We start from the raw sequence: 25,142 nt of genomic DNA, 5'->3' as shown, positions 1-25,142 counted from the left end.
GTGAGAGCCGCATCCAAAGGTTGACACGGCCCCCACGAAATGAGATACGACATGACGTTCTACAACGAGCTCTTCATCGGCGGTCGCTGGACCGCGCCCACCGGTACGGAGATCATCGAGGTCCGCTCTCCTCACGACGGGTCGCTGGTGGGCCGGACCCCGCACGCCGGCACCGCGGACGTGGACGCCGCGGTGGCCGCGGCCCGGTACGCGTTCGACCATGGGCCCTGGCCACGGACCGATCCCGGGGAACGCCAGAAGACGGTGGCGCGCTTCCAGGAGCTCTACGCGGCCCGCGCCGCCGAGATGGCCGCGCTGATCACCGCGGAGAACGGCACGCCGATCTCGATGACCACCGGCCTCAATGTCTACGGCCTGCCGGAGCAGACCGGCGCCTATCTGCGGGCGGCGGAGAACCTGCAGTGGGAGGAGAAGCTGCCCTCAGGCGCGTTGTTGCGCAGGGAGGCGGTGGGTGTCGTGGCCGCCGTCATCCCGTGGAACGCCCCGCACCAGGCGGCCCTGGTCAAGATGGTGCCCGCCCTGCTCGCCGGCTGCGCCGTCATCCTCAAGGCCGCCCCGGAGACCGCGATCGACGCCCTGGCCCTCGCGGAGATCTTCGCCCAGGCCGGGTTCCCCGACGGCGTGGTCTCGGTCCTGCCCGCCGGCCGCGAGACCAGTGAATACCTGGTCGCCCATCCCGGCGTCGACAAGATCGCCTTCACCGGATCGACCGCCGCCGGCCGGCGTATCGCGTCGATCGCGGGTGAGCGGTTGAAGCGGGTCAGCCTGGAGCTGGGGGGCAAGTCCGCCGTGGTCATCCTCGAGGACGCCGACCTCGACGCCGTCGTGGAGGGCCTGAAGTTCCACTCACTGAGCAACAACGCCGAGAACTGCCAGGCCCACACCCGCATCCTCGCCCCGAGGAGCCGGTACGACGAGGTCGTCGAGGCGATCAGGGCCATGATGGAGTCGCTGATCGTCGACGATCCGTCCGATCCGGCCACGTTCATCGGCCCCATGGTCCACGCTGACCAGCGGCAGCGGGTGATCTCCTACATCGAGATCGGCGTCGCCGAGGGCGCCCGCCTGGTCACCGGCGGCCCCGGGCTCCCCGAAGGGCTGGAGGGCGGCCACTACGTCAAGCCCACCCTGTTCGCGGACGTCGACAACTCCATGCGTGTCGCCCGCGAGGAGATCTTCGGTCCCGTCCTGGTCGTGATCCCCTTCGACGACGAGGAGGACGCCGTCCGCATCGCCAACGACTCCGAGTACGGTCTCGGCGGCGGCGTATGGGCCGCCGATCCCGGCCATGCCGTCGAGGTCGCCCGCCGCATCCGCACCGGCCTCGTGCTCGTCAACGGTGCCATGCCCGCCTGGGACGGATCATTCGGCGGTTTCAAGGCCAGTGGCATAGGCCGCGAGTTCGGGACCGCCGGCCTGAACCAGTACATCGAGTACAAGACCATCGGTCGCTGACTGACAAGTCGTGATATGTCCGGGCGGCGGAGACGTTAGGCTGCGGGCGGCAAGGGCGTAAGCGATCGAGAGGCGGGCGGTTGGCAGGGGAGGCCGCGGCGCTGCTGGTGCGTTTCGGCCGCAGGTACGCCGCCGCGGTGCGCCTGGCGACGCTGGTGCCGATCTGCGCCATCGCCCCGTTGCGAGCCCCGGCCGAGCAACTGGTGAGCACCTTGGTCGTGGTCGGCCTCGCGGCGCTCTGGACCTGCGCCTTCGCGTGGTGGCTGCGGGCGGGGCGGGGGAGCGCGCTGGTCGCCGTTGACGTGGCCGTCCTGCTCGGACTGTTCGGCAGCGTCTTCTGGACCGACGCCGTGGCGGACAAGAACACGGGGTGGTTACGCCTGCTGGTCACCTTCGCCTGCGCGACCTACCAGTGGCACACCTCGCCGGTGGCGGGCGGGGTGGCCGCGGTCGCCGCCGGCGGTGGGGCGGTGGGGCTGCTCGTGGCGGCGGGGGCGATGGAGGTGGACGCGAGCCTGGCCACGGGGACGTTGTGGGCGCTGTCGGCCGCCGTGCAGGCCAGAGCGGCCTGGATCCTCGTCAGCCGCGCGGCGAAACAGGCCGATCTGATGGCGGCCGAGGCCCTGCGGGCGCGCGGGGAGGCGCTGCTGGCCGCGGCCGTGCGCGCCGAGGAACGCGAGCAGGTCAACTCGCTGCACGACACGGCGGCGACGACCCTGCTGATGGTGGGCTCGGGTCAGGTGCGTTCGGACGCCGCCTGGCTGGGTCCGCAGGCGCGGCGGGACCTGGGCAGGCTGCGCTCGGTCGGCGGGCGGGCGCCTGAGGAGGCCGACCTGGTCGAGCTGCTGCGTGCCGATCTCGCCGCCACACGGCTGACCGTGGACTTCGACGGCCCCGGGCGGCTGCGCCTGCCGTTCCATGTCGCCAGGGCGATCACCGACGCGGCGGGTGAGGCTTTCACCAACGTGCGCCGTCACTCCGGCACCACCCACGTGACCGTCCGGCTCAGCGGTGACGCGCGGGCAGTGCGCCTCGACGTCGCCGACCGGGGGAAGGGGTTCTCGGCGCATGACGTGCCCGGGACCCGGCGCGGCGTGCGCGAGTCCATCCGCGGCAGGATGGAGCGCGTCGGCGGCACGGCCACGATCACCTCCGCCGCGGGCGAGGGGACTCAGGTTCTGCTCGAATGGCGGGACGTGGGTGCGGCCCCCGTCGGTGACACCGTGGTGAAGGATGTCGTCGAGGAGTCGGCGCGGGCGAGGCTGGGGCGCGGTCTGCGGGTGGCGACGCTGGTCGTCGCCATGATCGGCGTCTTCGGGATCGCGCTCCCCACCCTCGTGAGCCACGTTCACACCTATGACATGCCGCTCGCGCAGTTCGGCGCCTTCGCGGTGCTCGGGGTCGTGCTGATCGCGGAGGCCGTGCTGGTCGTCCGCGGGCGGTCGTGGGACCGGTTGCGCGGCCCGGTCCTCGCGGCCGTGCTCGCCGCGTCCCTGCTGTCGTACGTGAGCCTGCCGGACGGCCGCACGTCGACCGGCGAGGACTGGATGTTCGCCGCGGCCACCTGGGCGGGCCTCGTCGTGGTGCTGGAGCGTCCCCTGCGCGCCGCGGCGCTGTTCCTGCTGGGCCACGAGCTCACCGCGCTGCTGCACCTGCTCCTGTTCGAGGGCGCCACGCCTGAGTCGCTGGCCCGGTTCGCGACCGGGTCAGTCACGGTGATCGGCTTCCCGCTGTGCGTGGCGGTGGTGGCGACCGTCCTGCGCAGCCTCGGCACGGCGGCGGTGGCCGCGCGTAGGGAGATCGAGCGGGTACGCGTCGCGGAAGCCGTCGCCGCCGAGACACACGACCGCAGGCAGGAGCGCTTCGCCGAACTGTCGGCCACCACGGTGCCGCTGCTGGAGGGGCTCGCAGACGGTTCACTCCGCCCCGAGAGCCCCACGGTCCAGCGGAGCTGCGCCATCGAGGCGGCCCGCATGCGCAGGCTGTTCGCCGAGTCCGACGACGCCGCCAACCCCCTGCTGCACGAGCTGCGTCACTGCATCGACGTGGCCGACCGCAAGGGCATCGTGGTGGAGCTGGACTCACGCGGCCAGTGGCCGACACCGCCCGTGGCGGTCAGGCGGGACCTCACCGAAGCGGTCCTCGTCGTCCTCGCCACCGCGGCCACCCGGGCCCGCGTCACGGTGGTGGGCAGCGCCGCGTTGGTGTCGGTCAGCGTGGTCGCCGACTGCGGCGAGATCGACGTGCCGGCACCGGCCACGCCGGGGGTACGCATCGAAGCGTTGACCAGCGGCGACACGCTCTGGATGGAGGCCAGGTGGCAGCCTGCCGATCAGGGCGCGGACCAGCTCACCTCGTTCTTCGCGTTCACGGTGACCAGCTGACCGGTCTCGGTGAACCTCGCCGCCGTGACGTCGTCTCGTCGCCCGCCGACCTTCCCGTTCCGGTCGAACCGTTCCAGACGGTCGTCGCTCACCACCGCGATCGCCGCGCCTCGCCTCGAAGGTCACGGGACCAGATCCGCCGCCCGAACGCGTCCACTCCCCGGACCGAGGTGTGCGGGTTCCCCCGGCCGTCCATCCAGCGGGAGATCAGCGCACCGCCGTCCTTCCCGGCCACACACTCACCCACCTGAGGAAGGTCGCTCCTTAAGGGGACCGGCCCATCGCGCTCAGCATGCCCCCCTTGGCCCCGGTCAGGAACGCGGGGCCGCCCCGTACTCCCGCGCACAACCGCCCCAGTAGCCGTTGGCGGGCCACCCGCCGCCCTCCAGCCGCCGGGGTCCCGGGTGAAGCGGAGCATGGTCGCGCCCGCCGGCTCGGGATCGGCGAACAGCAGCAACGCCACCGACCGGTCAGGGCTCTCCACTCAGACGGCGTCATCGGCACGGGCTGGGAGAAAGCGGCGGCCTCGGGGACTATCCACCGCGAGCCGGGAATTTTCCCCCGTCCTGACCTGGGAGTTCTTGGAGCGGCTGACGGCGGCGGCAAGAACAAGGCTGTTTCTGCCCGGATGTTCCCGGCAGGCTGGCCCGGCCGGATCGGACGACGGAAGGCCCAGCCGATGACCACGCCCCTGCACCTGTCGGGAAACAACGCGCCTGTCGTGGAGGAGGTGACCCTGGAGCCGGCCGAGGTGGCAGGTGCCGTTCCCGAGGAGCTGAACGGCGTGTACCTGCGCAACGGCCCGAACCCGCGGACGGGATGGTCGCCGCACTACTTCGCCGGTGACGGGATGGTTCACGCGGTGGCGCTGTCCGGCGGGCGGGCACGCTGGTATCGCAACCGGTACGTGCGGACACCGCTGTTCGAGCACCCGGGAGAGTCCCGGTTCGCCCTGGCCTTCGACCCTGAGAGCGGGCGGATCGACTATCGGGTCACCAGCGCCAACACCCACGTGGTCGGGTACGCGGGCCGCCTGCTCGCCCTGGAGGAGGGCGGCTTCCCCTACGAGCTCACGCCGGAGCTGGAGACGGCCGGGCCGTTCACCTTCGGCGGCGCGCTGAGCACGCCCATGACCGCCCATCCCAAGGTCTGCCCGGTGACCGGTGAGCTGGTGTTCTTCGGTTCCCGGCTGCGGCCGCCGTACCTCACCTACTATCGAGCGGCGCCGACCGGCGAGCTGCTTCAGTCGCAGGCGGTGGAGATCCCGCGGGCGAGCATGATGCACGACTTCGCGATCACCCGCGACCACGTGATCTTCATGGATCTGCCCGTCGTGTTCGATCCGGCGATGGCCGCCGGAGGGATGCCGTGGCGGTGGGACGACGGGCACGGTGCCCGGTTCGGGGTGATGCGCCGGGACGGCGGGCCGGTGCGCTGGTTCGAGGTCGAGCCCTGCTACGTGTGGCACACCATGAACGCCGCGGAGGCCGACGGCGTGATCACGGTCATCGGCTGCCGGGTGCCGACGCTGTGGCGCGACGGCCCCGAGGACGTCGGCGGTGGCGTGCCGGTCCTGTACCGCTGGCGGCTGGACCTGGCCTCGGGCAAGGTCACCGAGCAGCCTTTGGACGACGTGCCGATCGAGTACCCGCGGGTCGCCGACGCCGAGGTCGGGCAGAGCCACCGGTACGGGTACGTCACCAGCTTCTCGCTGGAGAGCGAGCCGGAGCGCTCGGAGATCTACCGGTACGATCTCGCCGCCGGCACGAGCCGCGAGGCCCACCGGCTGCCCCCGGGTCACACCTGCGGCGAGGCGGTCTTCGTCCCCCGGAGCGGGGCGGCGGGGGACGGCTACCTGATGACCTTCGTCCACGACCGCTCACGGGGAACCGGCTATCTGGCGATCCTGGACGCCGCCGATCTGGCGGCCGAGCCCGTGGCACGGGTGTACCTGCCGGTCCGTGTTCCGTCGGGTTTTCACGGGACCTGGCTTCCCGGCCCCGTCTGACAGGATTCGGTACGGCAGGCAACGGCCCGAAGGAGCAACAACATGAATGCCTTGACGCTCGGTCCCACGGGACAGGAACGGGTCGTGCTCTTCGCCGCCGGAGCGGGCGGCGACCCCGAACGCCACCGCCCGCTGCTCGAACACCTGGCCGACCATGGCTGCCAGGTCATCGCCCCCCGCTTCGAACGCCTCAACGGCCGTGACGCGACCCCGGCGGAGCTGCTCACCCGCCCGCGCGGCCTGAAGGACGCGCTCGACCGCTGGGCCTCTCCCGGAGCGGCGGTCGTGGCGGTGGGTCACTCGATCGGCGGATGGGCCGCCCTCTGCCTCGCCGGTGCGACGCCCTGGGGTGCGGACGGGCGGCCCCTGGAGGTTCCGCGCGAACCGCGCGTGGCGCGTCTGGCCCTGTACGCGCCCGCCGCCGGGTGGTTCGCCGCGCCGGGCGCCCTGGACGCGGTGACCGCGCCCATGCTGGTGTACGCGGGCGAGCGTGACACGGTCACGCCCGTCGAGCAGGCCCTCCTCCTGAAGGGCGCACCGGCCTCGGTCGACGTTCGCATCGTGCCCAAGGCGGGCCACTTCAGCTTCATGAACACGCCTCCGCCGGGGATGGCCGACGACGACGGCTTCGACCGTGACCTGTTCCTGGCCGGGCTCGCGCGAACCACCCTGGAGTTCGTCACGGAACTAGGACGGTGACGGCGCCCGTACGACCTTGGTGCCGGTCAGGTGGTCGAGCAACCGGCGCCGGTCCCCCCAGACGAAGGGCAGCCAGTCCAGCCAGGCGGCCGGTCCCAGGATCAGGCTGAGGCGTCGTGCGATGCTCCTGGCCGGGTGGACGCGTAGCCCGGTCTCGGTCACGACGCGCAGTTTCAGCAGGCGCTTGCCGGGGGTGGCGCCGGTCCAGGCCTCCACCAGGCCCAGGCCGGCGATCGACCAGAGCAGGGCGAGCGGGACGCCCAGGGTGTAGAGGAGCCCGGCGTAGCCGTAGGGGTCGGTGTCGCAGAGGACGGGGCCCACGGCCACGCATCCGTCACCGATCTTGAAGTACAGGAACGGCGGGAACGCCAGCGCGAAGCCGTTCCCCAGCTCGTTGATCCTGATGATCCCCTTCACCAGCAGCGCGAGCGTGACGCCGGCGAGCGGCAGGTTGTCGATCACGATCGCGGCCAGCCGCGCGTTCATGGGCGCTGGCGGCGCGGATCGTAAGTCGGCGAAGGTGGCCGCCGCCTCTCGCGGGGTGCCGAGCCGGCTCAGGGCTTGGTCCAGCTCTCCCGCCTCGGACGCGTCGGACAGGTGCGCGCCGAGCTCCGCCTTGGCCTTGTCCCGGGCCGATCCCGTCAGATGGCGGCCGACCCGTTGCGCGTAATCGTCGATGATCTCTTGCTCGTTGCTCATTCCCGCACCTCACCAAGCGTGTCGAGGAGCTGTCGCATCCCGCCGACCAGGCCGCTCCACTCGGCGCGCAGCATGGCGAGGTACGTGCGACCCTCCGGAGTGATGACGTAGTACTTGCGCGGCCTGGCCCGCCCCTCGGCTTCCCAGGTCGCCAGAATGTGGCCGGAATCCTCCAGCCGGTGCAACAGCGGATAGAGCGTGCCCTCCTTGACCTCCAGGACCCCTTCGGCCGTTTCCCGCAGCACTTTCAGCAGCTCGTAGCCGTATCGGCGGCGAACGCCGAGGACGGACAGCACGGCCAGCTCGGTCGTGCCGCGGGCGAGCTCGCGACGCAGACGAGCGATGGCGGCCGATCCCGGCGGCGCCTCGGTGTCCTCAGCCATAAGAAGACGGTACGACCCGATACCTTATGTGGCAAGGTATCGGGTCGAACGGGGGCGGTCGTATCAGGGTGGCGGGGCTGGTACGGCTGGCGCTGTCCAAGGAGCCGAGGTTCGCGCCGGGTGAGGACTGAGCTGCGGGTGACGTCGCTCAGGGGCGGTCGGCGTCCGCCTCGTCGAGGGCGTCGACGAAGCGGGTGAGCAGCCGGGCGAAGGTCCGCTGGTCCTCGGCCGGCCAGTCGTGCATGGCGCCGGCGAAGCGCGCCGCACGACGATCGCGTACGGCTCGCAGCGCGGTCAGCCCCTCCTCGGTGAGGACGAGCGGCGAGCGGCGGCCGTCCCGCTGGTCGGCGGAGCGCGTCAGCAGGTCCGCCGCGACAGCCTCGGCCACCAGTTTGCTGGCCCGCGGCTGGTCGACGCCGAGCCGGTGGGCGAGCGTGCCCACGGTCGTTCCGTGGGGATGGTCGGGTTCCACGGCGTCGAGGACCCCGGCGAGCCGGTCGGGAAGGCCGCCGGGGGAGAGCGCCCGCCGGGTCTGCCGGCGGCGGACCCTGACCATGGCTTGTTCCACCTGGCGCACCTCGTCGTTGACCGTCATGCGCCCATGGTACATGCTCATAGACATGAATATGTCAATAGACATTCATTTTTCGCGGCGGAGGCCCGTCGGGTACTGGGCCAAGCGGCTCGACGCGGCGATCGACGAGGCGGTCGACCGTGCTCTCGCCCGGCTGGATGCCGACCGCCGTCAGTGGCAGATCCTCACCAGCTTGCTCGACGGCCCCGCTGATCTACTTGGCGTCCTCTCTCCCTTCGGCGGGGTGCGCGACGCCCTCACGGTGCTGTCGGCCCGGGGGCTGGTGGCCGAGGCGGGGGAACGGGTCGTGCTCACGGCCGAAGGGAGGAGGGTTCAGGCGAGATGGGCAGAGGCGGTCGGGGAGGTGAGGGGCGTCGTCGGGCGCGGTGTCTCGGCGGAGGAGTACGCGGCGACGGTGGGTGTGCTGGCGCGGATGGTGCACAACCTCGACCTCCTGACGTGCGGTGACGTCGGCCCGAAGTCCGGATGAAGACGCCGCGCGGTTCGCTTGCGGCTCCAGCAACCGGCAGAAGGAGCCAGCATGCGAAGGCTGTTCAAGCTCGCGACCGTGGCCATCGGCGTCGGGGTACTCGCGCTCACCGGGACGTCGGCGGCCGCCGAGGTTCCGGCACGGGAGAAACTCGCCTGCGGGGGCAACGTGTTCCTCGACGGTATCCGGGCGCTCACGATCAGCGAGAACGGCCGTGACGAGGTGTACCTCACCAGCAACGGCGGGAAGATCTGGCCGGCCGGCCGCTACGTGTCGATGGCCGCGGGCCAGCGGGTCGAGGTCGACAAGTGCGTCCCCTTCAACGCGGTGATCCGCCTGATCGAGGTGGACGACCTCGATCCCAACGACCAGCTCGGCCAGGTGACCCTGCAGGGCGACGTGACCAAGGACTACAGGCTCTGCTGTGGTGGTGGCGCCGAGTACCGGCTGGGGGCGGTCAAGTAGTCCGCCTTTCCGGGCCCTCCTCCGGCTGGAGAGGGCCCGGAACGAGGCAGCCCCGCCGTCCTGAAGGACGGCGGGGTGCCGCGCGTGACGGCATGTCCGCGGATCGGTGGCCTGGTCGCCGTCAGGCCGGAAGCCCCGCCAGGAACTACTTCCTGGAGCAGAGCGCGGTGTCGACCGCGGCTGGTCGTCAGTAGGTTTCGAACTCGACGTTCACCGACGACGCGCCCCGCAACGGCGCGACCTGCTCGGCCTCACCCTGGATCGCCTTCCTGTCCCGAGCCCGCAGCGAGCCGAACGTCCTGACGGTGACGGTCAGCTTCCGGCCGCTCTTGCGTGGCCGCCAGATGCCGGTGATCTCGCCGTCGGCGAGCACCGTGCCCGGTTCGCCGACTGTCTTCCACACCTCCCGGTGGTACTTCTGGTCGACGATCGTCTCGCGGTCACGCGCCTGGGTGTACGGGTCGCGCGGCGGGAGCAGGCGTACCCCCTGAGGCTTCGGCGCCGACCGCAGCGCGTCGAGGTCCTCGGCGAGGATCCACGACCTGCCGTTGTACTCGACCGGGGTCAGCTCGTCCTCGACCAGGCTCCACCAGGGGCCGGTGTCACCGGTCTTGATCCCCACCCACGCGGCGAAGTCCGCGCGTGTCGACGGTCCGTGGCAGCGCAGGTAGCGGCGGAGCAGTTCGGCCCGCGCGACCTCGGGGTCGACGTCGGGGATCGTACGGCCGAGCCACTCCTCGACCAGGACGAACGGCGCCTTGTTCCCGGCGCGCGGCGCGAAGCAGACCACGCGCTGCAACGTGAGGATGCGGATGCAGAAATGCACGACGCCTTCACCGAGCGGCTGGCCCTGGGCGTAGGGGCCCTGCCCCTCCCAGATGCCGCGCTGCCTCTTCGGCAGGTGGGGGGCGATCCGGACGGCGAGTTCCGCGCCCAGCTCGTTGATGGCGAGCCGGCGCCCGGACAGCACGGCGTCGATCTCGGCGCCGGTCAGCTCGACCGCCTCGGTCAGGCTCATGCCGAGTTCGCCGAGCGCCTGCTCCACGCCGAGAATGAGATGAAGCCGCCCCTCCTCGGACGGCGGCAGCACGCCGGTGGTGAACACCGGGGCGTCCGCGGTCGGGAAGGAGAACGAGCCGCGCATGCACCAGCTCTGCAGCAGGCTCTTCTCCTCGGCGACCGCGTGCGTCACCTGCTCCGGCGAGAGGTTCTCCACCCTGGCGTGCAGGGCGAGCAGCGCCGATCCGGGCGGGCTGTTCTGGATTCCGCACCGGCCGGCCGCGTCGAGCAGCCCGTTCGCGCCCAACCGTGCGGTGAGGTGGTGGGCGTTGAGGCGAAACGCGATGACGTCGCCTTTCGAGACCTTGTCAGCCACTGCCGCACACTATCGCGGCGGCTGGGGGGTGCCGGTGGGGGTTGGGCCGCGATACTCAGTTGCCGCAGAGTGCGTTGTCGATCAGGCGGGCGGTGGCCTTGCCCTGCTCCGGTGTGCCCGGGTAGCTGGTCCGGGAGACGATCACGCTGGTGCGGCCGTCCTCGGTGACGGCGTTGTCGGTGATGAACCCGGGCGTGCCGCCGGGGTGCGACCAGGCCGTGATCCCGCAGCTGAGCTTCTGCTTGGCCATGCCCAGACCGAACTCCCTGCCGGGCGCGCCGAGCGGGACCGTGGTGGTCATCTTCTTGAGCTGCTGCGGCCGCAGGAGCCGGCCGCCCATCAGCCCGCGCCAGAACCTGCTCAGGTCGCCGGTGGTGGTGACGGCCTCGCCCGCCGGGCCGGCCCAGCCGAGGCTGAGCCGGGTGGCGCGGAACGGGCGGGCGGTCTTGGCGTCGTCGGTGTAGCTCTCCGGGTGCGGCTTGGGCAGGCGAGGGGAGTCGCCGGGCAGGGTGGTGTTCCGCAGTCCCAGCGGGGTGATGATCCGGCGCGTCACCTCCTCGCGCCAGGAGTTCCCGGTGGCCCGCTCGATGATCATCCCGGCGAGGAGGTAGTTGATGTTGGAGTAGCTCCAGCGGGCGCCGGGGGCGAAGAGCGGGCGGTGGCCGACACTGAGCGCCACCAGCTTCCTCGGGCTCATGCGCAGGAACCGGTACTCGCGGTAACCCCGCTCGGTGCGCATCTTCATCTCGATGTCGCCCACGGAGTCGTGCAGGCCGCTGGTGTGCTGGAGCAGGTGCCTGACGGTGATCGCGCGCCCGTCGTTGCCGTTGCCGCGCACCAGCCCGGGAAGCCATCGCTCGACGTTGTCGCCGAGCGACAGGCGGCCCTCCGCCTCCAGTTGCAGGATCACGGTGGCGACGAAGGTCTTGGTGTTGCTGCCCATCCGGAAGTGCCCGTCGACGGGGACCGGCACCTTACGGCCGCGCACCGCCGTACCGCTGGCCGCGGCCAGGTCACCGCGGGGTGAGACCACCCGGGCCTGCACTCCCAGCGTGCCGGCGTCGCGGATCGTGTCCAGATCAGCCTGCAAGGCCGTCCGGCCGTATGCGGGGGCCGCGTCGGCCTGACCCGCCGCCGAAGCGACCAGGGCCGCCAACACCAGCATCGCGCTCTTCATCATCATCATCGGTTGCCTCCCGGCAGATGGTTGCGGGCTGACCGGTTGCCGGCCCGGGGTTCGGTGAGGAGCGGCCACCAGACCGCCCGGCCGAGGAGCGCGGCCAGGGCGGGGACCAGCACCAGGGACACGACGAGGGCGGAGAGCATGATGCCGAGCGTCATGGCGAACGCGATCTGCTCGTTGCCCGGTGACGTGACGAGACTGGCGAAGGAGGCGGCCAGGACCAGGCCGGCCGTCGCGATGGCCGGCGTGGTGTGCCGTACGGCGCGGGCCACGGCGGCGCGAGCCGTACCGGATCGCCGCATCTCCTCGCGGATCCGGTCGGCGATCAGGATGTTGTAGTCGGTCCCGAGGGCCACGACGAACAGGAACAGCACCAGCGGCAGCGTGAAGCCGACGCCCGGCTCGCCCAGGACGTGCTGGAACAGCAGGGCCGCGGCGCCGAGGGTGGCGGCGAAGCCGAGCCCGACGGAGAGCATCAGGATCAACGGCGCGAGCAGGCTGCGCAGGAGCAGCAGGAGGATCAGCGCGATCAGCGCCGCCGCGACCGGGAACACGATCGTGAGGTCGTGGTCGACGGCGGTCGAGATGTCGGCGACGACGGCCGGGGTGCCGCCCACGTGCGCCGTCGTCCCGGCGGGCGTGTGCCGGGCGACCGCGGCCCTGATCGGTCCCGAGGCCAGGTCGCGGGCCTGCCGGCTCTGCGGGTCGGCGGTCGGGTAGAGGTCGATCCTGGCGGCGCTGTGGTCCTGGTTCAGGACGGTCGGCGCGGTCTGGCCCACACCCCCGACCTCGGAGAGCGCGCGGGACAGGCCGTCGAGCCGATCGGTGGTGAGGGCGCGGCCGTCCTTGGCGGCGACGTAGACGCTCGTCGGGTCGGACACGCCGGCGGGCAGCGCACGGGAGATCTCGGCGGCGGTGGCCGCGGCGGGGGTCCGGGCGGCGGAACCGCCCTGGCCGTAGTCCATGTGGATGCCGATCAGCCCGGCGGCCAGCGCGGCGAGCAGGGCGACGGAGACGGTCAGCATCGTCAGCGGCCGTCGCGTGACGAGCGCGCCCAGGCGGGCGGCCCGGCCCACGCCCGGTTCGGGGCGCAGGGCCGTACGGGAGGGCCAGAACATCTTGCGCCCGGCGGCGGCGAGCAGGGCCGGAAGCAGGGTGAGGCTGCCGATCATCATCACCAGGACCGCGACGGCGATCGCGGGGCCCATCGAGCGGAACTGCCCGAAGGTCGCCAGGCCCAGCGTGGCGAACGCGGCCACGATGGTCAGCGCCGCCGAGGTGATCGCGGCGCCCACCCGGGCGGAGACCTGCGCGGCCACCTCGCGGGCGGACTGCTCCGGCCTTTCCCGCAGGTGCTCGCGGAAGCGGAACAACAGGAACAGCAGGTAGTAGATGCCGATGCCGAGCAGGACCACGTTGATCAGGCCCGGAGTGCTCGCGTCGAGCTTGAGCCCGGTGAGCATCGCGGCCCCCGCGACGGCCCCCGCCGCCACGAAGCCGATCAGGGCGACCGCGAGCAGCGGCAGCAGGGCCGCAAGCACGCTGCGGAACACCAGCACGTTGAGCAGGATGATCAGGCCCATGATGATGCCGCTGCCGACCGTGGTGACGATCTTGCGGGAGTCGATGGTGTCGACGGTGTCGGCGAGCGCCCCGGTGAACCCGGTGCGCATCCCCGCCTCGGCGAACCGCGTCCTGGCAGCGTCACGGAAGGTCCGGTAGACGCCCTGGACACCCTTGTCCGCGCGATTGCCGACCAGCTCGACGGAGAGCAGCTGGAAGCTCCCGCCGGGCGCCGTCATCGCGGGGGCGATCCGCGGGGTCTGGGAGCGGTCCGGGATCAGGAACTGCTGCGGGCCGTCGTCCTCCCTGGGCATGATCACCCGGCGCTTGGCCAGCTTCGCCGCCTCGGCCTCGATCCGGCGCCGGTCGGGAGCGGTGAGGGCCTCGCCGTCGGACCGGGCGACCAGCATCGTCACCGTGGTGGCGTCGGGGTTCACCCCGAACCGCTCCTTGGCGATGTGCAGCGCGGCGGCCGAGTCGTATCCGCGGGGCAGGAAGTCTCCGGCCTGGTTCTGCGTGACGCGGTCGAACAGCGTCGGAGTCAGGGCGCTCAGCGCGACACCCAGCACCGCCCAGAGGGCGATGACCTTCCATGGGTGTGTGGTGGAGTACCCGGTCAGGGCGCGGATCACGATGTCCTCCGGCGGACGGAATGCGGATGTCTGCCGGGGGCTCCCGGCCTGCTTCCAGACCATCAGCAGGACAGGCGCCGAACCTCGTGGCAGCGGATGATCCTGATCGGGGCCCTGGGTCCTTCCCTCCGCCGGTGACCAGGAGCGTGGTCCTGGTCACCGCCGCCGCTGTGTAACCCTGGTCCGGGGACGGGACACAGGGGGAACACATGCTCAGGACCCGGCAGGCGGACGACGCCGAGCCGCCGTGGACGCGTAATGACGCGCTCGTGGCCGGCGGCGCCTGCGTGATGAACCTGCTCAGCTACGCGTTCTTCAACGCCCCCGACGGCCGGCACGCCGTGAGCGTGGCCGGGTTCCTCTTCGTCGCCCTGGCCGCCCTGCCGCTGCTCGCCCGGCGCCGCCACTCGGTGGCGGCGCTCACCGCCATCCTGGTACTCGACTCGGCGGCCACCCTGATCGTGCCGCTGCCCAGGCACTTCGGCGCCGTCCTGGTGGTCGCCCTGTACGCGGTCGCCAGGGCTCGCCCCGGCCGGGTGACGGCGGTCGCGGCCGTCGCGACGGTGGCGCTGACGCTGGTGAGCCAGAGCATCGGCCGCTTTCCGTCCTGGCAGGACGCCGTCATCCCGCCGCTCACCACCTTGATCGTCGTCGGCACCGCCATGGCGGTCAACCGCTGGCAGGCGGAGGTGGCGGCCAACCGCAGGCTCCTCGCCGACCGCGCGGTGGCCGACGAACGCCGCCGCATCGCGCGAGAGCTGCACGACATCGTGGCCCACCACATCACCACGATGCAGCTCATGTCCGGCGGAGCCCGCGCCAACCTCGCCGAACCGGAGGTGGTCCGGGACGCGCTGGTCACCCTGGAGGCCTCCGGGCGGCTGGCGCTGCGCGAGATGCGCCAGCTCCTCGCCGTGCTGCGCGACGGTGACGAACCGGAGGCCACGCCGTCACAGCCCCAGCCGGGGGCCGGCGACCTCGGCCGCCTGGTGGAGGAGTCATGTCTGGCAGGCCTGCCGACCGAGTTCAGCGTCCACGGGCCGTCGCGGCCGTTGCCGCCGACCGTCGGCCTCACGGTGTTCAGGATCACCCAGGAGGCCCTCACCAACGCCCGCAAGCACGCGGGGCCCGCCCGCGCGTCCGTCGAGCTGACCTATGCCCAGGACCGGGTCACCGTCGAGGTGCGGGACGACGGCGGGGGAGCGTCACCCCAGGAGGGAGCACCGATCGGGGGATACGGCCTGATCGGCATGCGTGAGCGCGTCGCCCTGCACGGCGGCACCCTCAGCGCGGGCCCGCGGCCCGACGGCGGGTTCGCCGTGGTGGCCGGCCTGCCGCTGACCACGGACGAGTCCGACGAGGCGGCCGTCCAGCACGAGGGGGCACGCCGATGATCAGGGTCATGATCGTGGACGACCAGTTGCTGGTACGGCGCGGCCTGTCGCTGATCCTCTCCCCGGACCCGTCGTTCGACGTGGTGGGCGAGGCCGAGGACGGCGCGCAGGCCGTCACCCTCGCCCGGCGGCTGCGCCCCGACGTCGTGGTCATGGACATCCGGATGCCCGTCCTGGACGGAGTGGCCGCGACCAAGGAACTCGCCGCCACCGTGCCCGGCAGCCGGGTCCTGGCCCTCAGCACCTTCGACATGGACGAGTACCTGGTGGGCGCCCTGCGCGCCGGGGCCTACGGGTTCCTGCCCAAGGACAGTTCCCCGGAGGAGCTGAGCGCGGCGATCCGCACCGTCCACGCCGGCGAGGCCGCCGTCGCGCCCCGCCTGCTCACCCGGCTGATCGCCACCTACGTACGGGCCCCCCACGGTACGCGGCCGGCCACCAGGGGCCTGGGCGAACTCACGCCCCGCGAGGTCGAGGTGTGGCGCCTGATGGCCACCGGCCTCGACAACACCGAGATCTCCCAGGTCCTCGACATCAGCCTCTCGACCGTCAAGAACTACATCACCAGCATCTTCGACAAGCTCTCCGTCCGCGACCGCGCGCAGGCGGTCATCGTGGCCTATGAATCGGGCTTGGTGACCGCGGGTGAGGAACACAAGCCATAAAGTCTCTCGACCCTATTTATCAATAGAAGCGTCACTTGACCCTAAATTACCGGCTCCGCAGACTAGGGGCCGAACTGTCCATCTCACCGTGCGACAGAAAAGGTGTAAAGAATGGCGCAGCTGAGGACGAGGCCGATTCCAGCCGTCAACGACACGCGGCCGGACACCCTGCACGCGGCGATCAGAGCACGACAACCGATCAAGGTCAACGGTCTCATCGACGGCTGGAAGGCCGCCGGCTGGACGTTCGACAGCCTGCGGGCCCTCGGAGGTGACACCCCTGTCACCGTGCTGGACGAACTGCCCAAGTCAGGAGGTCTGCTCCCCGGCGGACAGGAGTCGTACGAGCGCGAGATGCCCTTCGACGACTTCCTCGACCACGCTGAGCGTCCCGACCTGAAGGCGGCCTGCTACCTGGGATACTGCCGCCCCGATCAGCTGATCCCCGGGTACGGCTCGGCCTTCGACTTCACCCCGCTCACCCCGCCGAGCACCCACGCCACCGACACGAGGCTGTGGGTCGGCTCGGGCGGCACCTGCTCAGGGCTGCACAGCGATGCCAACGACAACGTCTTCACCCAGATCCGCGGCTACAAGCGGGTCGTCCTCGTGTCGGTACGGCAGACGCACCTCGTCCACCCCTTCGTCGACAACATCGTCAACAGCCCGGTGGACCCTGAGCACTACGACGCGGAGCAGTTTCCCCGCCTCGCCCGCGCCAGGGTCTACACCACCACGGTCGGCCCCGGCGACCTGCTCTACATCCCCCGGGGCTGGTGGCACTACCTGCGCTCGGAGTCCCCGTCGATCTCCATCAACCACTGGTTCGGCCCGATGATGTCCGCGCGCGCGTTTTTCGGCATTCTGCTGCGCCTGGGCCCCCGCTACGTCGCGCGCACCGCCACCGACATGGTCCGTTACGGCGTGCTCGGCAAGCGCTATCAAAAGAACTTCTTCTTCACTCCGCCCTCCACGGGTGAATGCCTCTACAACCTGATTCGATACGGCCGTTTCGAGCCGGAGGATTACCACAAGTCAGGGCCGGGGAAGCGGACCGCGGACGGCGAAGAGTGAGCGATCGTCACTCGCCGAGCTCCAGGAGGCCACGCCAGCGATCGGCTGACTCGATCGTGTCCTTGCTGACCTGTTCCAGGAACGCACCCGTCCTGGCCAGCCGCCGCCCCACGGTGCTGTCGAGCCCGTGCGCCTCGGCCAGGGCCATCGTGGCGCGCATGGTCTCGAGGGTCTGCCGCCCGCTGGTCACGACCGCGTGGTACCAGGCGTCGTCGTCGAGCACGTAGATGTCGCGCCGGCGCCGCGGATCGCGCTCGCGCCGGATGAACCCGCTTTCGACCAGGGAGTTCACGGCCACGGATACCGAGGCCGGGCTGATCCGCAGCCTGCGGGTGAGCTCGGCCGCGGTGCGCCTGCCGTTCTCGGACAGCGCCAGGTCGAGTTGTACGCGCGCGGTCATCCGCGGCAGTCCCGTCCTGACCACCATCTCGATGATCTCCTGTTCCAAAGCGCCGGCCGGTGTTCCGGTCGCACGCGGGGGCGCCGGTGTGCCGCGCCTGGCCCGCTGAACCGACGCCTGGTGCGCCTGCTGGGCCCGGTAGCCGCCGGGGCCGCCGTTGCGCGCCACCTCCCGGCTGATCGTCGAGGTCGGGCGGTTCAGCCGTTGGGCGATCTGGGCGTAGGAGAGCCTGCTGGCGAGTCCGGCCGCGATGCGCTCGCGGTCCTGCTGGGTCAACCGTCCTCCTGGCATGCCGCCAGTATTGCCTTCGCCTCCATTCATTGCAACGTCCATTGCGTTTGGGTGCAACGTCATTGCACTGAAATATCGGCATAAATCTGGGGTAACGCACGCGGGCGGGTTGACAGCTTGTCCGAATGCAACGTAGCTTTCAAGACATGTCAAACACGTACTATCTCGATATGAGGACAGGTCATGAGTGAATCTGTCCACACCATTGCGGCGATGCCGGCGGCGCGTCAGCCCGGCTGTCCCTTCGACCCGCCCAAGGAACTGGTCGAGGCGCGCGACCATGGTCCGATCAGCCGGTTCGTCTTCCCCGACGGGCACGAAGGCTGGCTGGTCACCGGCTACGACCTGCTAAGGTCCGTTCTCGCCGACTCGCGGTTCAGCTCGCGCAAGGAGCTGATGCGTCATCATCCGCTGATCGACTTCGGTGACATCGAGGTTCCGCCGGCGCCGCCGGGTGAGTTCCTGCTGATGGACGATCCGCGGCACAGCCGCTACCGCAAGCCGCTGGCGGGCAAGTTCACGGTACGGCGGATGCGGCAGCTCACCGAGCGGATCGAGCAGGTCACCGCCGAGCACCTGGACGCCATGGAGAAGGCCGGGCCGCCCACCGATCTGGTGACCGCCTTCGCCAAGCCGGTTCCGGCCGTCATGATCTGCGAGCTGCTCGGCGTGCCGTACGCCGACCGGGGCTCTTTCCAGGCGAACGTCGAGAAGTTCATGGACGGGGAGACCCCCGACGAGGAGCTGATCGCGGCCTATACCGCGGTGCAGACGTATCTGGCCGAGCTGGTCGCGGCCAAGCGGGCCAACCCCACCGACGACGTGCTCAGCGATCTCATCGAGGGTGATCTGACCGATGAGGAGCTGCGGGGGGTCAGCCTGATCCTGCTGGCCGCCGGGCTGGACACGACCGCGAACATGCTGGCCCTGGGCACGTTCGCGTTGCTGCGCAACCCGGCGCAGCTGGCGGCGCTGCGGGCTGATCCCGAGCTGACCGAGCGGGCCGTGGAGGAACTGCTGCGGTATCTGACCGTGGGCAAGACGTTCATGCGGACGGCTCTGGAGGACGTCGAGCTGGGCGGGCAGACCATCGCGGCGGGGACCGCGGTGATCCTGTCGTACAACACGGCCAATCGTGACCCGGAGCGGTTCTCCGATCCGCACGTTCTGGATCTGCGCCGGCAGGACGGCGGGCACCTGGCCTTCGGGCACGGCATCCACCAGTGCCTGGGGCAGCAGCTGGCCAGGATCGAGATGCGGGTGGCCTTCGCCGCGCTGGTCCAGCGCTTTCCGACACTGCGGCTGGCCGTACCGGCTGAAGAGGTCGTGCTGCGTCCTGAGACCGCCGACATCTTCGGGATCAAGAGCCTGCCGGTCGCCTGGGACTAGCGCCCGGCGCGCCAAGGCGTGAATACGAAACGGGGGTACGGCGAAGTAGGCGTGTCCACGGAGTTTCTCCGAAAGGCAGGCATGCCACCACCCCTTCCGTCGTCGGCTCCGCCAACCACCGAGACCGACGCACAGCTCATCGAGGCATCGCTGAGCCGCCCCGAGCGGTTCGGCGCGCTGTTCGATCGCTATCACCAGGCCATTCATCGCTACGTGCAGTTCCGCCTCGGCGAATCGGCGGCGGACGACCTCGCCGCCGAGACGTTCCTGCGGGCCTTCCACGGGCGCACGCGCTACGACCTCTCCCACCCCGACGCACGAGCCTGGCTGTACGGCATCGCCTCCAACCTGATCGCCGGCCATCGCAGGGCCGAGGCGCGCAGGTATCGCGCCCTGGCCAGGAGCGCCGAGGTCACCGACGTCGTGAGCCACGACGAGCACGTGATCCAGCGGGTGTCGGCCGCCGTCATGCGGCCGAGCCTGGCCGCCGGGCTGGCGGCGCTCTCGCCCGGTGACCGGACCGTGCTTCTGCTGGTCGCCGGTGCCCAGCTCAGCTACGAGGAGATCGCCGAGGCGCTCGGCATCCCGCGGGGCACCGTCGGCTCGCGGCTCAACCGGGCACGCAGAAAGCTCCGCTCGTACGTCGGCATCGAGGAGTTGTCATGACGCAGGACCTACAGGAGATCAAGTCGTCGTACGACGCGCTGCCCGGCCCCTCCGCCACGGCCACCGCCAGAGCGAGGGATCTGCTCGCGGCGGGGCGCAAGCCGCGTACCGGCTACGCCAAGCACGCGCTCAGGGCGGGCACGGTCGGGCTGGCGGCGACCGTCGCCGCGGTCGCCTTCATGATCGGCCCCAACGGCGGCGCGACCCCGGCCAACGCGGCGGAACTGCTCCAGCACGCGGCCACCGCGGCCGCCAGGCAACCGGCGCCACAGACCGGCCAGTTCGTCTACGTCAAGCGCTTGGAGCAGAACTGGATTCTCACGTTGAGCGAGGTCGAGGGCGACGGGGAGCACACCCAGGAGGTCACCCACGAGGCCTGGGTCCCCGCCGCCGACCCAGGGAACGCGCTGACCCGTTCCACCTACGGCAGGCGGAGCATCCACAGAGGCCAGGTCCCCTCCACGATGCCGACCCCGGGCACGGTCGACTACCAGACCGGGCGATGCGCCGCGGACGTGCTGCCGGTGGACGGCGCCGGGAACCTGCCCACCGACCCCGGCGAACTGCTCGCCCGGGTACGCGCGGACGCCGAGGCCTCCGTCAGGAATGAACGGCCCAGGCCCAGCGAGGACCAGGTCGGGCCACGAGTCGACGTCACGGTGGCTTTCCGCCTGATCACCCTGGCCCAGAATCCCTTCCCCGGCGTCGGCCTGCGCGAGGCGGTGTTCGGCGCGCTGTCCAAGCTGCCGGCCGCCACCATGCGCACCGACCTCACCGACCCGGCCGGGCGGCAGGGCATCGGCGCCTCGATCGACTACCAGGGCCCGGACGGCCGGGAACGCACCGAATTGATCTTCGAGCCCGGCACTTATCGTTTCCTCGGCTGGCGAAACCTGTCCGAGGGGCCGGACGGCGCGGAGGTGCTGCGCGCCGCCGTCGCGATGCTGGAGGCCAAGATCGTCGACACGATGCCACATGTCGCGGAGGCGAGGGCCTGCTGACGTCCCAGGTCAGTTCTGGTCGAACGTGGCCCGGATCGCGGGCAGGTGGTCCAGCAGGGTCCGCACACCCAGCCGGTCGGCCGTGGCCGAGGCGTACACGAACTGCACGTCGACCCGCCACCCACCGAACCCCAGCGGCAGGAGCGCCGTGTCGCCGTCGCGCACCGATCGCGCCGCGACGAACCGGGGCACCACCGCGACGAACCCCGCGTCGAGCGCCATCCGGAGCGCGGTCGACGGCAGCCCGGTCGTGTGGATCGGGGCGTCGAGGCCGCGCTCGGGGTGTTCGAGGGAGGCGGCGAGTTCCTGGGCGTCGCGGCCCCAGCGGTAGACGATGACGCCGGTCCTGGCGAGGTCGTCGACCCGCAGGCGCCGGCGACCGGCGAGGGGGTGGTCGGGGCGGCAGACCGCGACCAGCGGGGAGCGGCTGATCGGCTCGGACCGCAACGCGCGCAGCGGCACCTTCGGCATCACGAATCCGGCGTGCACGCTGCCGTCGGCCAGGCGGCCGACGACCTCGCCGCTGTGCGCGACCCGGCAGTGCACGGTGATCGGCTTGCCGGCGACCGCCGCGAGCGCGGCGGGGAAGACGACGTCGCCGAGGCTCGCGGGCGCGGCGAGCACGAGCCGCTGGGTCTCGTGTGCCGTCACCGCGATGGCGGCCTCGTCGAGGAGGTCGAGGCAGCGCTGGGCGTAGTCGTTCAGGCGCTCGCCGGCCGGGGTGGTCGTGCTTCCACGGGCGCTGCGCACGAGCAGCGGGGCGCCGAGTTTGCGTTCCAGGGAGGCGATCCGGACGCTGACCGACGGCATCGACAGCCGGAGTTCGGCGGCGGCGGCGCCGAGGCTTCCGGTGCGGACGACCGTGGTGAACACGACGAGGTCCATCGTCTCGACCTTGTGTCCTGTGCCGTCGAAGCCGGGGAGGGACATAGGCATAGACTAACCCTAGACCTCGACATTTCCGGTCTACCTAGGCAATTGGGTCATCGTCAATAGTTCAGGACATGTCTGAGACGCTGTCGGCCGTTTCGCCGGACGAGGATCTGCGCCTGCGGCGCGGCCTCGGAACCACGTCCCTTGCCCTGATCACCTTCTCCAGCGTCATCGGTTCCGGCTGGCTGCTCGCGCCGTACACGGCGGCCAAGGCGGCCGGCCCCGCCGCCTTCCTGTCCTGGACGATCGCCTCCGTCGCCACCGCACTGGTGTCGCTGGCCTTCATCGACCTCGCCTTCCGCCATCCGATGTCCGGCGGCAACGTCCGGTGGCCGCAGCTGGCCTCGGGCCCGCTGGTCGGCGCCGTGGTCGGCTGGGCGGTGTTCCTGCAGGCCGTCAGCGCCGGGCCGAGCGAGTCGACGGCGGTCGTGCAGTACGCGGCCAAGTGGCTGCCGTGGGTGATGTCCGGCGAGTCGCTGAGCTGGCCGGGACGGCTGATCGCCGCCGGACTGCTGGTGTTCTTCTGCACGATCAATCTGTTCGGCATCAAACTGCTCGCCCGGGTCAACAACGTCGTGGCCACCATCAAAGTGGTGATCCCCGCGCTGACCGTGATCCTCTTACTGGCCAGCGGCTTCGACACCACCAACGTGGCGACCGGCGGCGGGGTCGCGCCCTACGGCGTCTCGGCGGCGCTCACCGCCGTGGTCGGCGGCGGCCTGGTCTACTCCTTCACCGGCATCAACGCCGCCGCGGTCATGTCCGGCGAGGCGAAGGATCCGCGCCGCACCGTGCCGAGGGCCACGCTGATCGTGCTGGCCGGGACGATCGTGCTCTACATGGGCCTGCAGGCCGTGATGATCTTCTCGCTGCCCAACGGCCTGCTCGGCAGCGGGTGGCACGGGATCAACCTCAACTCGCCGCTCGCCTCGCTCGCGACCCTGCTCGGCCTGTCGTGGTTCGCCACCGTCCTGCTCGCCGACGCGATCTTCTCGCCCTCGGGCAGCCTGCTGATCGGCATCGGCGTCAAGGGCCGCTACACCTACGGCGCCGCGCAGAACGGGCTGCTGCCCGCCGCGCTGGCCAAGGTGGACGCGCGGTTCGGCATCCCCCGGCGCGCGCTGCTGCTCAACGTCGGCATCGGCTCGGTCATCGTGCTCACGTTCGGGAACTGGAAGTCCATCGCCAGCTCGCTCAGCTTCTACTACGGGCTCAGCTACGCAGCCGTCTCGGTCGCGGTGACCGTCCTGGCCGCGTCGACCCCGATGGAGAAGGGCTGGCTGCGCAGGTGGGCGATCCCGGTGGGCTTCGCCTCGTTCGTGCTGTCCGGGCTCATCCTCTACTGGTCGACCTGGGAGAAGATCCGGGTGGCCGTGCCGTTGCTGCTGATCGGGTTCGTCATCTACCTGGTGCGGACCTCCAAGCTGCGGGCGGTGGGCGGCTGGCTGGTGGGCTTCCTGGTCATGCTCGGCCTCCTGTCCGCGCTCGGCTCCTTCGGCGGGGCCGACGTCATCGCCGCGCCGTACGACTCGGTGCTCGTGGGTGTGCTCAGCGCGGGAATCTGGTGGCTCGCGCACCGATCGGGCCTGCGCCACCAGCGATCCCTGACCCCGCAAGAAGCTAGGAGCATGGTTTGACCGACCTCGACTGGGACCTTGAGCGATCCCGTGCGCGACGGAACAAGCGCTGGTCGCAGTACGACCGGGACATCATCGATCTCACCGTCGCGGAGATGGACCTGCCGGTCGCCGCGCCCATCCTGGCCGCCGTCCAGGACGACGTGCGGCGGCAGGCCTTCGGCTACCCGCTCGCCGACGAGCTGAGCGAGGTCCCCCAGGCGGCCAGCGAGTGGCTCGCCGAGGAGCACGGCCTCACCGTCGGCCCGGACCGGGTACGGCTGCTGCCGGAGCTGATGCGCGGCATCATCATGTCGATCACGCATCTGACCAGGGCTGATTCGCCGGTGGTCGTGCCGACGCCGGTCTACGGCCGGTTCTTCGACGCGATCCGGGTCGCCGGGCGCGAAGCCGTACAGGTGCCGATGTCCGTCGGAGAGCGAGGCTACGAGCTCGACCTCGACGGCATCGAGCGAGCCTTGCGCGCGGGCGCGGGCGGCGTGCTGCTCTGCCACCCCGGCAACCCGACCGGCCGCGTCCTCGACGGCGGGCCGTTGCGCGCCCTGGCCGCGCTCGCCGCGCGGTACGGCGCGAAGGTGATCAGCGATGAGATCCACGCGCCGTTGCGCTATCAGCCCGGTTTCATCCCGTACGGCTCGCTCGACGAGACCGCCATCACCCTGATCAGCGCCACCAAGGCGTGGAACTTCCCCGGCCTGCGCTGCGGGCTGATCGTTTTCGGCGATCCGGGCGACGCGCGCGTCTGGGCCGGGCTGCCGAGGGCGGCGGTCGGCGGCATGAGCCCGCTCGGCATGACGGCCACGGTCGCCGCGTTCCGCGAAGGGCGGCCGTGGCTGCGCGAGGCCGTCCGGTTCCTGGACGGCAACCGCAAGCTGGTCACCGACGCGCTCGCCGGTCTCGACATCGGATACGTCGAGCCGCAGGCGGGCTACCTCGCCTGGATCGACCTGCGCCGATTCGGCCTCGCCGACCCCGCCGCCCACCTGTTGCGGCGGACCGGCGTCGCCACCGCCTCCGGCGCCGACCACGGGTCGGCGGGAAACGGCTTCGTCCGCCTCAACTTCGCCACCCCGCCCGACGTGCTCACCGGCGCCCTCGACCGCGTCATCGCCTGTCTGCTTTAGGATGCCTATAACATCGGGATTTCATGAACATCTGAGAAGGGATCCGAGATGGCGACACGGCACATCTACGCGGTACGGCACGGCGCGGCCGACCCCTTCGGCGCGCTGACCGACGTCGGCAGGCGGCAGACGGAGCTGCTGGCCGACCGGCTGGCCCGCCTGCCCGTGGACGCCGTCTGGCATTCACCCCTGTCCAGGGCGGTGAGCTCGGCGGAGATCATCGGCGCCCGCCTGCCGGGGGTTCCGGTGGGGGAGGCGGCGGAACTGGTGGACCACGTCCCCCACGTCCCGGCCGAGATGCCGCCCGCGTGGAGGGGGTTCTTCGACGGATACGACGCCAAGGAGGCGGCCGAGGGCGCGCGGCTCGCCGACGCCCTGACCGATCGCTTCGCCCGCCCTGCCACGGCCGAGACCCATGAGGTCCTGGTCACCCACGCCTACCAGGTGGCCTGGCTGGTCCGGGACGCCCTCGACGCGCCGCCCGTACGGTGGCTGGGCCTGACCTGCGGGAACACGGCGCTCACCGTGATCGAGTATCGCGACGGCGTGGGCCCGTCGGTGATGCTGTACAACGACATGGGCCACCTCCCGGACGACCTGCGCTGGACGGGGTTCGGGCCCGGCGTCCGCCCCTGAG

General features: G+C 71.0%; 23 protein-coding genes. 15 read left to right on the top strand and 8 right to left on the bottom strand.

Translation table 11 applies throughout. From position 1 onward, the window contains the following. Window positions 1–51 precede the first annotated feature (51 nt). The 4 genes from ACIBI5_RS48940 (at window position 52) to ACIBI5_RS48925 (ending at window position 6,567) form a co-directional block, all read left to right on the top strand. Window positions 52–1,476, top strand: coding sequence for an aldehyde dehydrogenase (locus ACIBI5_RS48940; RefSeq protein ID WP_397257845.1), 1,425 nt, complete (start codon window positions 52–54; stop codon window positions 1,474–1,476). Window positions 1,477–1,556: 80 nt separating this feature from the next. After that, the gene (locus tag ACIBI5_RS48935; protein ID WP_397257843.1) at window positions 1,557–3,860 is read left to right on the top strand and encodes a sensor histidine kinase; all 2,304 of its coding nucleotides are present in this window, start codon (window positions 1,557–1,559) and stop codon (window positions 3,858–3,860) included. A 679-nt stretch (window positions 3,861–4,539) separates the two neighbouring features. Next, the gene (locus ACIBI5_RS48930) at window positions 4,540–5,868 is read left to right on the top strand and encodes a carotenoid oxygenase family protein (RefSeq protein WP_397257841.1); all 1,329 of its coding nucleotides are present in this window, start codon (window positions 4,540–4,542) and stop codon (window positions 5,866–5,868) included. Between the two features lie 42 nt (window positions 5,869–5,910). Next, window positions 5,911–6,567 carry an alpha/beta hydrolase family protein gene (locus ACIBI5_RS48925; RefSeq protein WP_397257839.1) on the top strand — a complete coding sequence of 219 codons (657 nt, stop codon included), beginning with the start codon at window positions 5,911–5,913 and terminating at the stop codon, window positions 6,565–6,567. On the opposite strand, the gene ACIBI5_RS48920 is transcribed toward ACIBI5_RS48925, so the two are convergent. The 3 genes from ACIBI5_RS48920 to ACIBI5_RS48910 form a co-directional block, all read right to left on the bottom strand. After that, entirely contained in the window at window positions 6,556–7,266 is a 711-nt protein-coding gene (locus ACIBI5_RS48920) for an RDD family protein (RefSeq protein ID WP_397257838.1), read from the bottom strand. The two genes, ACIBI5_RS48925 and ACIBI5_RS48920, sit on opposite strands and share 12 nt — an antisense overlap. Next, on the bottom strand, window positions 7,263–7,649 hold the full coding sequence (locus tag ACIBI5_RS48915; RefSeq protein WP_397094517.1) for a PadR family transcriptional regulator: 387 nt from the start codon (window positions 7,647–7,649) through the stop codon (window positions 7,263–7,265). The genes ACIBI5_RS48920 and ACIBI5_RS48915 overlap by 4 nt, the downstream gene beginning before the upstream one ends. A 148-nt stretch (window positions 7,650–7,797) precedes the next feature. Then, window positions 7,798–8,244, bottom strand: a complete 447-nt coding sequence (locus ACIBI5_RS48910) for a MarR family winged helix-turn-helix transcriptional regulator (RefSeq protein WP_397257836.1) — start codon at window positions 8,242–8,244, stop codon at window positions 7,798–7,800. Between the two features lie 25 nt (window positions 8,245–8,269). Between ACIBI5_RS48910 and ACIBI5_RS48905 the strand changes: the two genes are divergently transcribed. Both ACIBI5_RS48905 and ACIBI5_RS48900 read left to right on the top strand, forming a co-directional pair. Beyond that, complete coding sequence (locus ACIBI5_RS48905; protein ID WP_397257834.1) at window positions 8,270–8,713, top strand: MarR family transcriptional regulator; 444 nt, start codon at window positions 8,270–8,272, stop codon at window positions 8,711–8,713. A 51-nt stretch (window positions 8,714–8,764) separates the two neighbouring features. Next, a complete protein-coding gene (locus ACIBI5_RS48900) occupies window positions 8,765–9,178 on the top strand; it encodes a hypothetical protein (RefSeq protein WP_397257832.1) in 414 nt (137 codons plus the stop codon). Window positions 9,179–9,365: 187 nt separating this feature from the next. Here ACIBI5_RS48900 and ACIBI5_RS48895 read toward each other — a convergent pair whose 3' ends face one another. The 3 genes from ACIBI5_RS48895 to ACIBI5_RS48885 are packed head-to-tail and all read right to left on the bottom strand — an operon-like array spanning window position 9,366 to window position 13,931. Continuing rightward, on the bottom strand, window positions 9,366–10,553 hold the full coding sequence (locus tag ACIBI5_RS48895; RefSeq protein WP_397257830.1) for a winged helix DNA-binding domain-containing protein: 1,188 nt from the start codon (window positions 10,551–10,553) through the stop codon (window positions 9,366–9,368). A gap of 55 nt (window positions 10,554–10,608) precedes the next feature. Then, window positions 10,609–11,739 carry a serine hydrolase domain-containing protein gene (locus tag ACIBI5_RS48890; RefSeq protein WP_397257828.1) on the bottom strand — a complete coding sequence of 377 codons (1,131 nt, stop codon included), beginning with the start codon at window positions 11,737–11,739 and terminating at the stop codon, window positions 10,609–10,611. After that, window positions 11,736–13,931 carry an MMPL family transporter gene (locus ACIBI5_RS48885; protein WP_397257826.1) on the bottom strand — a complete coding sequence of 732 codons (2,196 nt, stop codon included), beginning with the start codon at window positions 13,929–13,931 and terminating at the stop codon, window positions 11,736–11,738. The genes ACIBI5_RS48890 and ACIBI5_RS48885 overlap by 4 nt, the downstream gene beginning before the upstream one ends. Window positions 13,932–14,140: 209 nt before the next feature. Between ACIBI5_RS48885 and ACIBI5_RS48880 the strand changes: the two genes are divergently transcribed. The 3 genes from ACIBI5_RS48880 to ACIBI5_RS48870 all read left to right on the top strand — a co-directional run bounded on the left by ACIBI5_RS48880 (window position 14,141) and on the right by ACIBI5_RS48870 (window position 17,064). Then, window positions 14,141–15,325: a sensor histidine kinase gene (locus tag ACIBI5_RS48880; protein ID WP_397257824.1), complete on the top strand. Its 1,185-nt coding sequence runs from the start codon at window positions 14,141–14,143 to the stop codon at window positions 15,323–15,325. Beyond that, window positions 15,322–15,990: a response regulator gene (locus tag ACIBI5_RS48875; protein WP_397257822.1), complete on the top strand. Its 669-nt coding sequence runs from the start codon at window positions 15,322–15,324 to the stop codon at window positions 15,988–15,990. Before ACIBI5_RS48880 ends, ACIBI5_RS48875 begins: the two co-directional genes overlap by 4 nt. Window positions 15,991–16,101: 111 nt before the next feature. Further along, complete coding sequence (locus tag ACIBI5_RS48870) at window positions 16,102–17,064, top strand: cupin-like domain-containing protein (RefSeq protein WP_397257820.1); 963 nt, start codon at window positions 16,102–16,104, stop codon at window positions 17,062–17,064. Window positions 17,065–17,071: 7 nt separating this feature from the next. Here the strand turns inward: ACIBI5_RS48870 and ACIBI5_RS48865 are convergent, their stop codons facing one another. Further along, on the bottom strand, window positions 17,072–17,740 hold the full coding sequence (locus ACIBI5_RS48865) for a helix-turn-helix domain-containing protein (protein WP_397257818.1): 669 nt from the start codon (window positions 17,738–17,740) through the stop codon (window positions 17,072–17,074). 198 nt (window positions 17,741–17,938) lie between these two features. Here ACIBI5_RS48865 and ACIBI5_RS48860 point away from each other — a divergent pair, with 198 nt between their 5' ends. From ACIBI5_RS48860 to ACIBI5_RS48850, 3 genes are all read left to right on the top strand, one after another. Beyond that, window positions 17,939–19,144: a cytochrome P450 gene (locus ACIBI5_RS48860; protein WP_397257816.1), complete on the top strand. Its 1,206-nt coding sequence runs from the start codon at window positions 17,939–17,941 to the stop codon at window positions 19,142–19,144. 81 nt (window positions 19,145–19,225) lie between these two features. After that, window positions 19,226–19,810, top strand: coding sequence for an RNA polymerase sigma factor (locus ACIBI5_RS48855; RefSeq protein WP_397257814.1), 585 nt, complete (start codon window positions 19,226–19,228; stop codon window positions 19,808–19,810). Then, window positions 19,807–20,811, top strand: a complete 1,005-nt coding sequence (locus tag ACIBI5_RS48850; RefSeq protein WP_397257813.1) for a CU044_5270 family protein — start codon at window positions 19,807–19,809, stop codon at window positions 20,809–20,811. Before ACIBI5_RS48855 ends, ACIBI5_RS48850 begins: the two co-directional genes overlap by 4 nt. 9 nt (window positions 20,812–20,820) lie before the next feature. Here the strand turns inward: ACIBI5_RS48850 and ACIBI5_RS48845 are convergent, their stop codons facing one another. Then, entirely contained in the window at window positions 20,821–21,747 is a 927-nt protein-coding gene (locus tag ACIBI5_RS48845; RefSeq protein WP_397257811.1) for a LysR family transcriptional regulator, read from the bottom strand. A 68-nt stretch (window positions 21,748–21,815) separates the two neighbouring features. On the opposite strand from ACIBI5_RS48845, the gene ACIBI5_RS48840 reads away from it, so the two are divergent. From ACIBI5_RS48840 to ACIBI5_RS48830, 3 genes are read left to right on the top strand one after another with little or no spacing between them, the layout of a single operon-like run. Then, window positions 21,816–23,381 carry an APC family permease gene (locus ACIBI5_RS48840; protein ID WP_397257809.1) on the top strand — a complete coding sequence of 522 codons (1,566 nt, stop codon included), beginning with the start codon at window positions 21,816–21,818 and terminating at the stop codon, window positions 23,379–23,381. Next, window positions 23,378–24,505 (top strand): MalY/PatB family protein, encoded by a 1,128-nt coding sequence (locus tag ACIBI5_RS48835; RefSeq protein WP_397257807.1) that lies wholly within the window; start codon window positions 23,378–23,380, stop codon window positions 24,503–24,505. Before ACIBI5_RS48840 ends, ACIBI5_RS48835 begins: the two co-directional genes overlap by 4 nt. Before the next feature lie 48 nt (window positions 24,506–24,553). Then, window positions 24,554–25,141, top strand: coding sequence for a histidine phosphatase family protein (locus ACIBI5_RS48830; RefSeq protein WP_397257805.1), 588 nt, complete (start codon window positions 24,554–24,556; stop codon window positions 25,139–25,141). Window position 25,142 lies beyond the last annotated feature (1 nt).

Origin of the sequence: Nonomuraea sp. NPDC050540 (assembly GCF_044457485.1) — a bacterium.
Taxonomy (GTDB): domain Bacteria; phylum Actinomycetota; class Actinomycetes; order Streptosporangiales; family Streptosporangiaceae; genus Nonomuraea.
The sequence above is the reverse complement of the archived record's forward strand: the minus strand, read 5'-3'. Positions and strand labels throughout refer to the sequence as shown.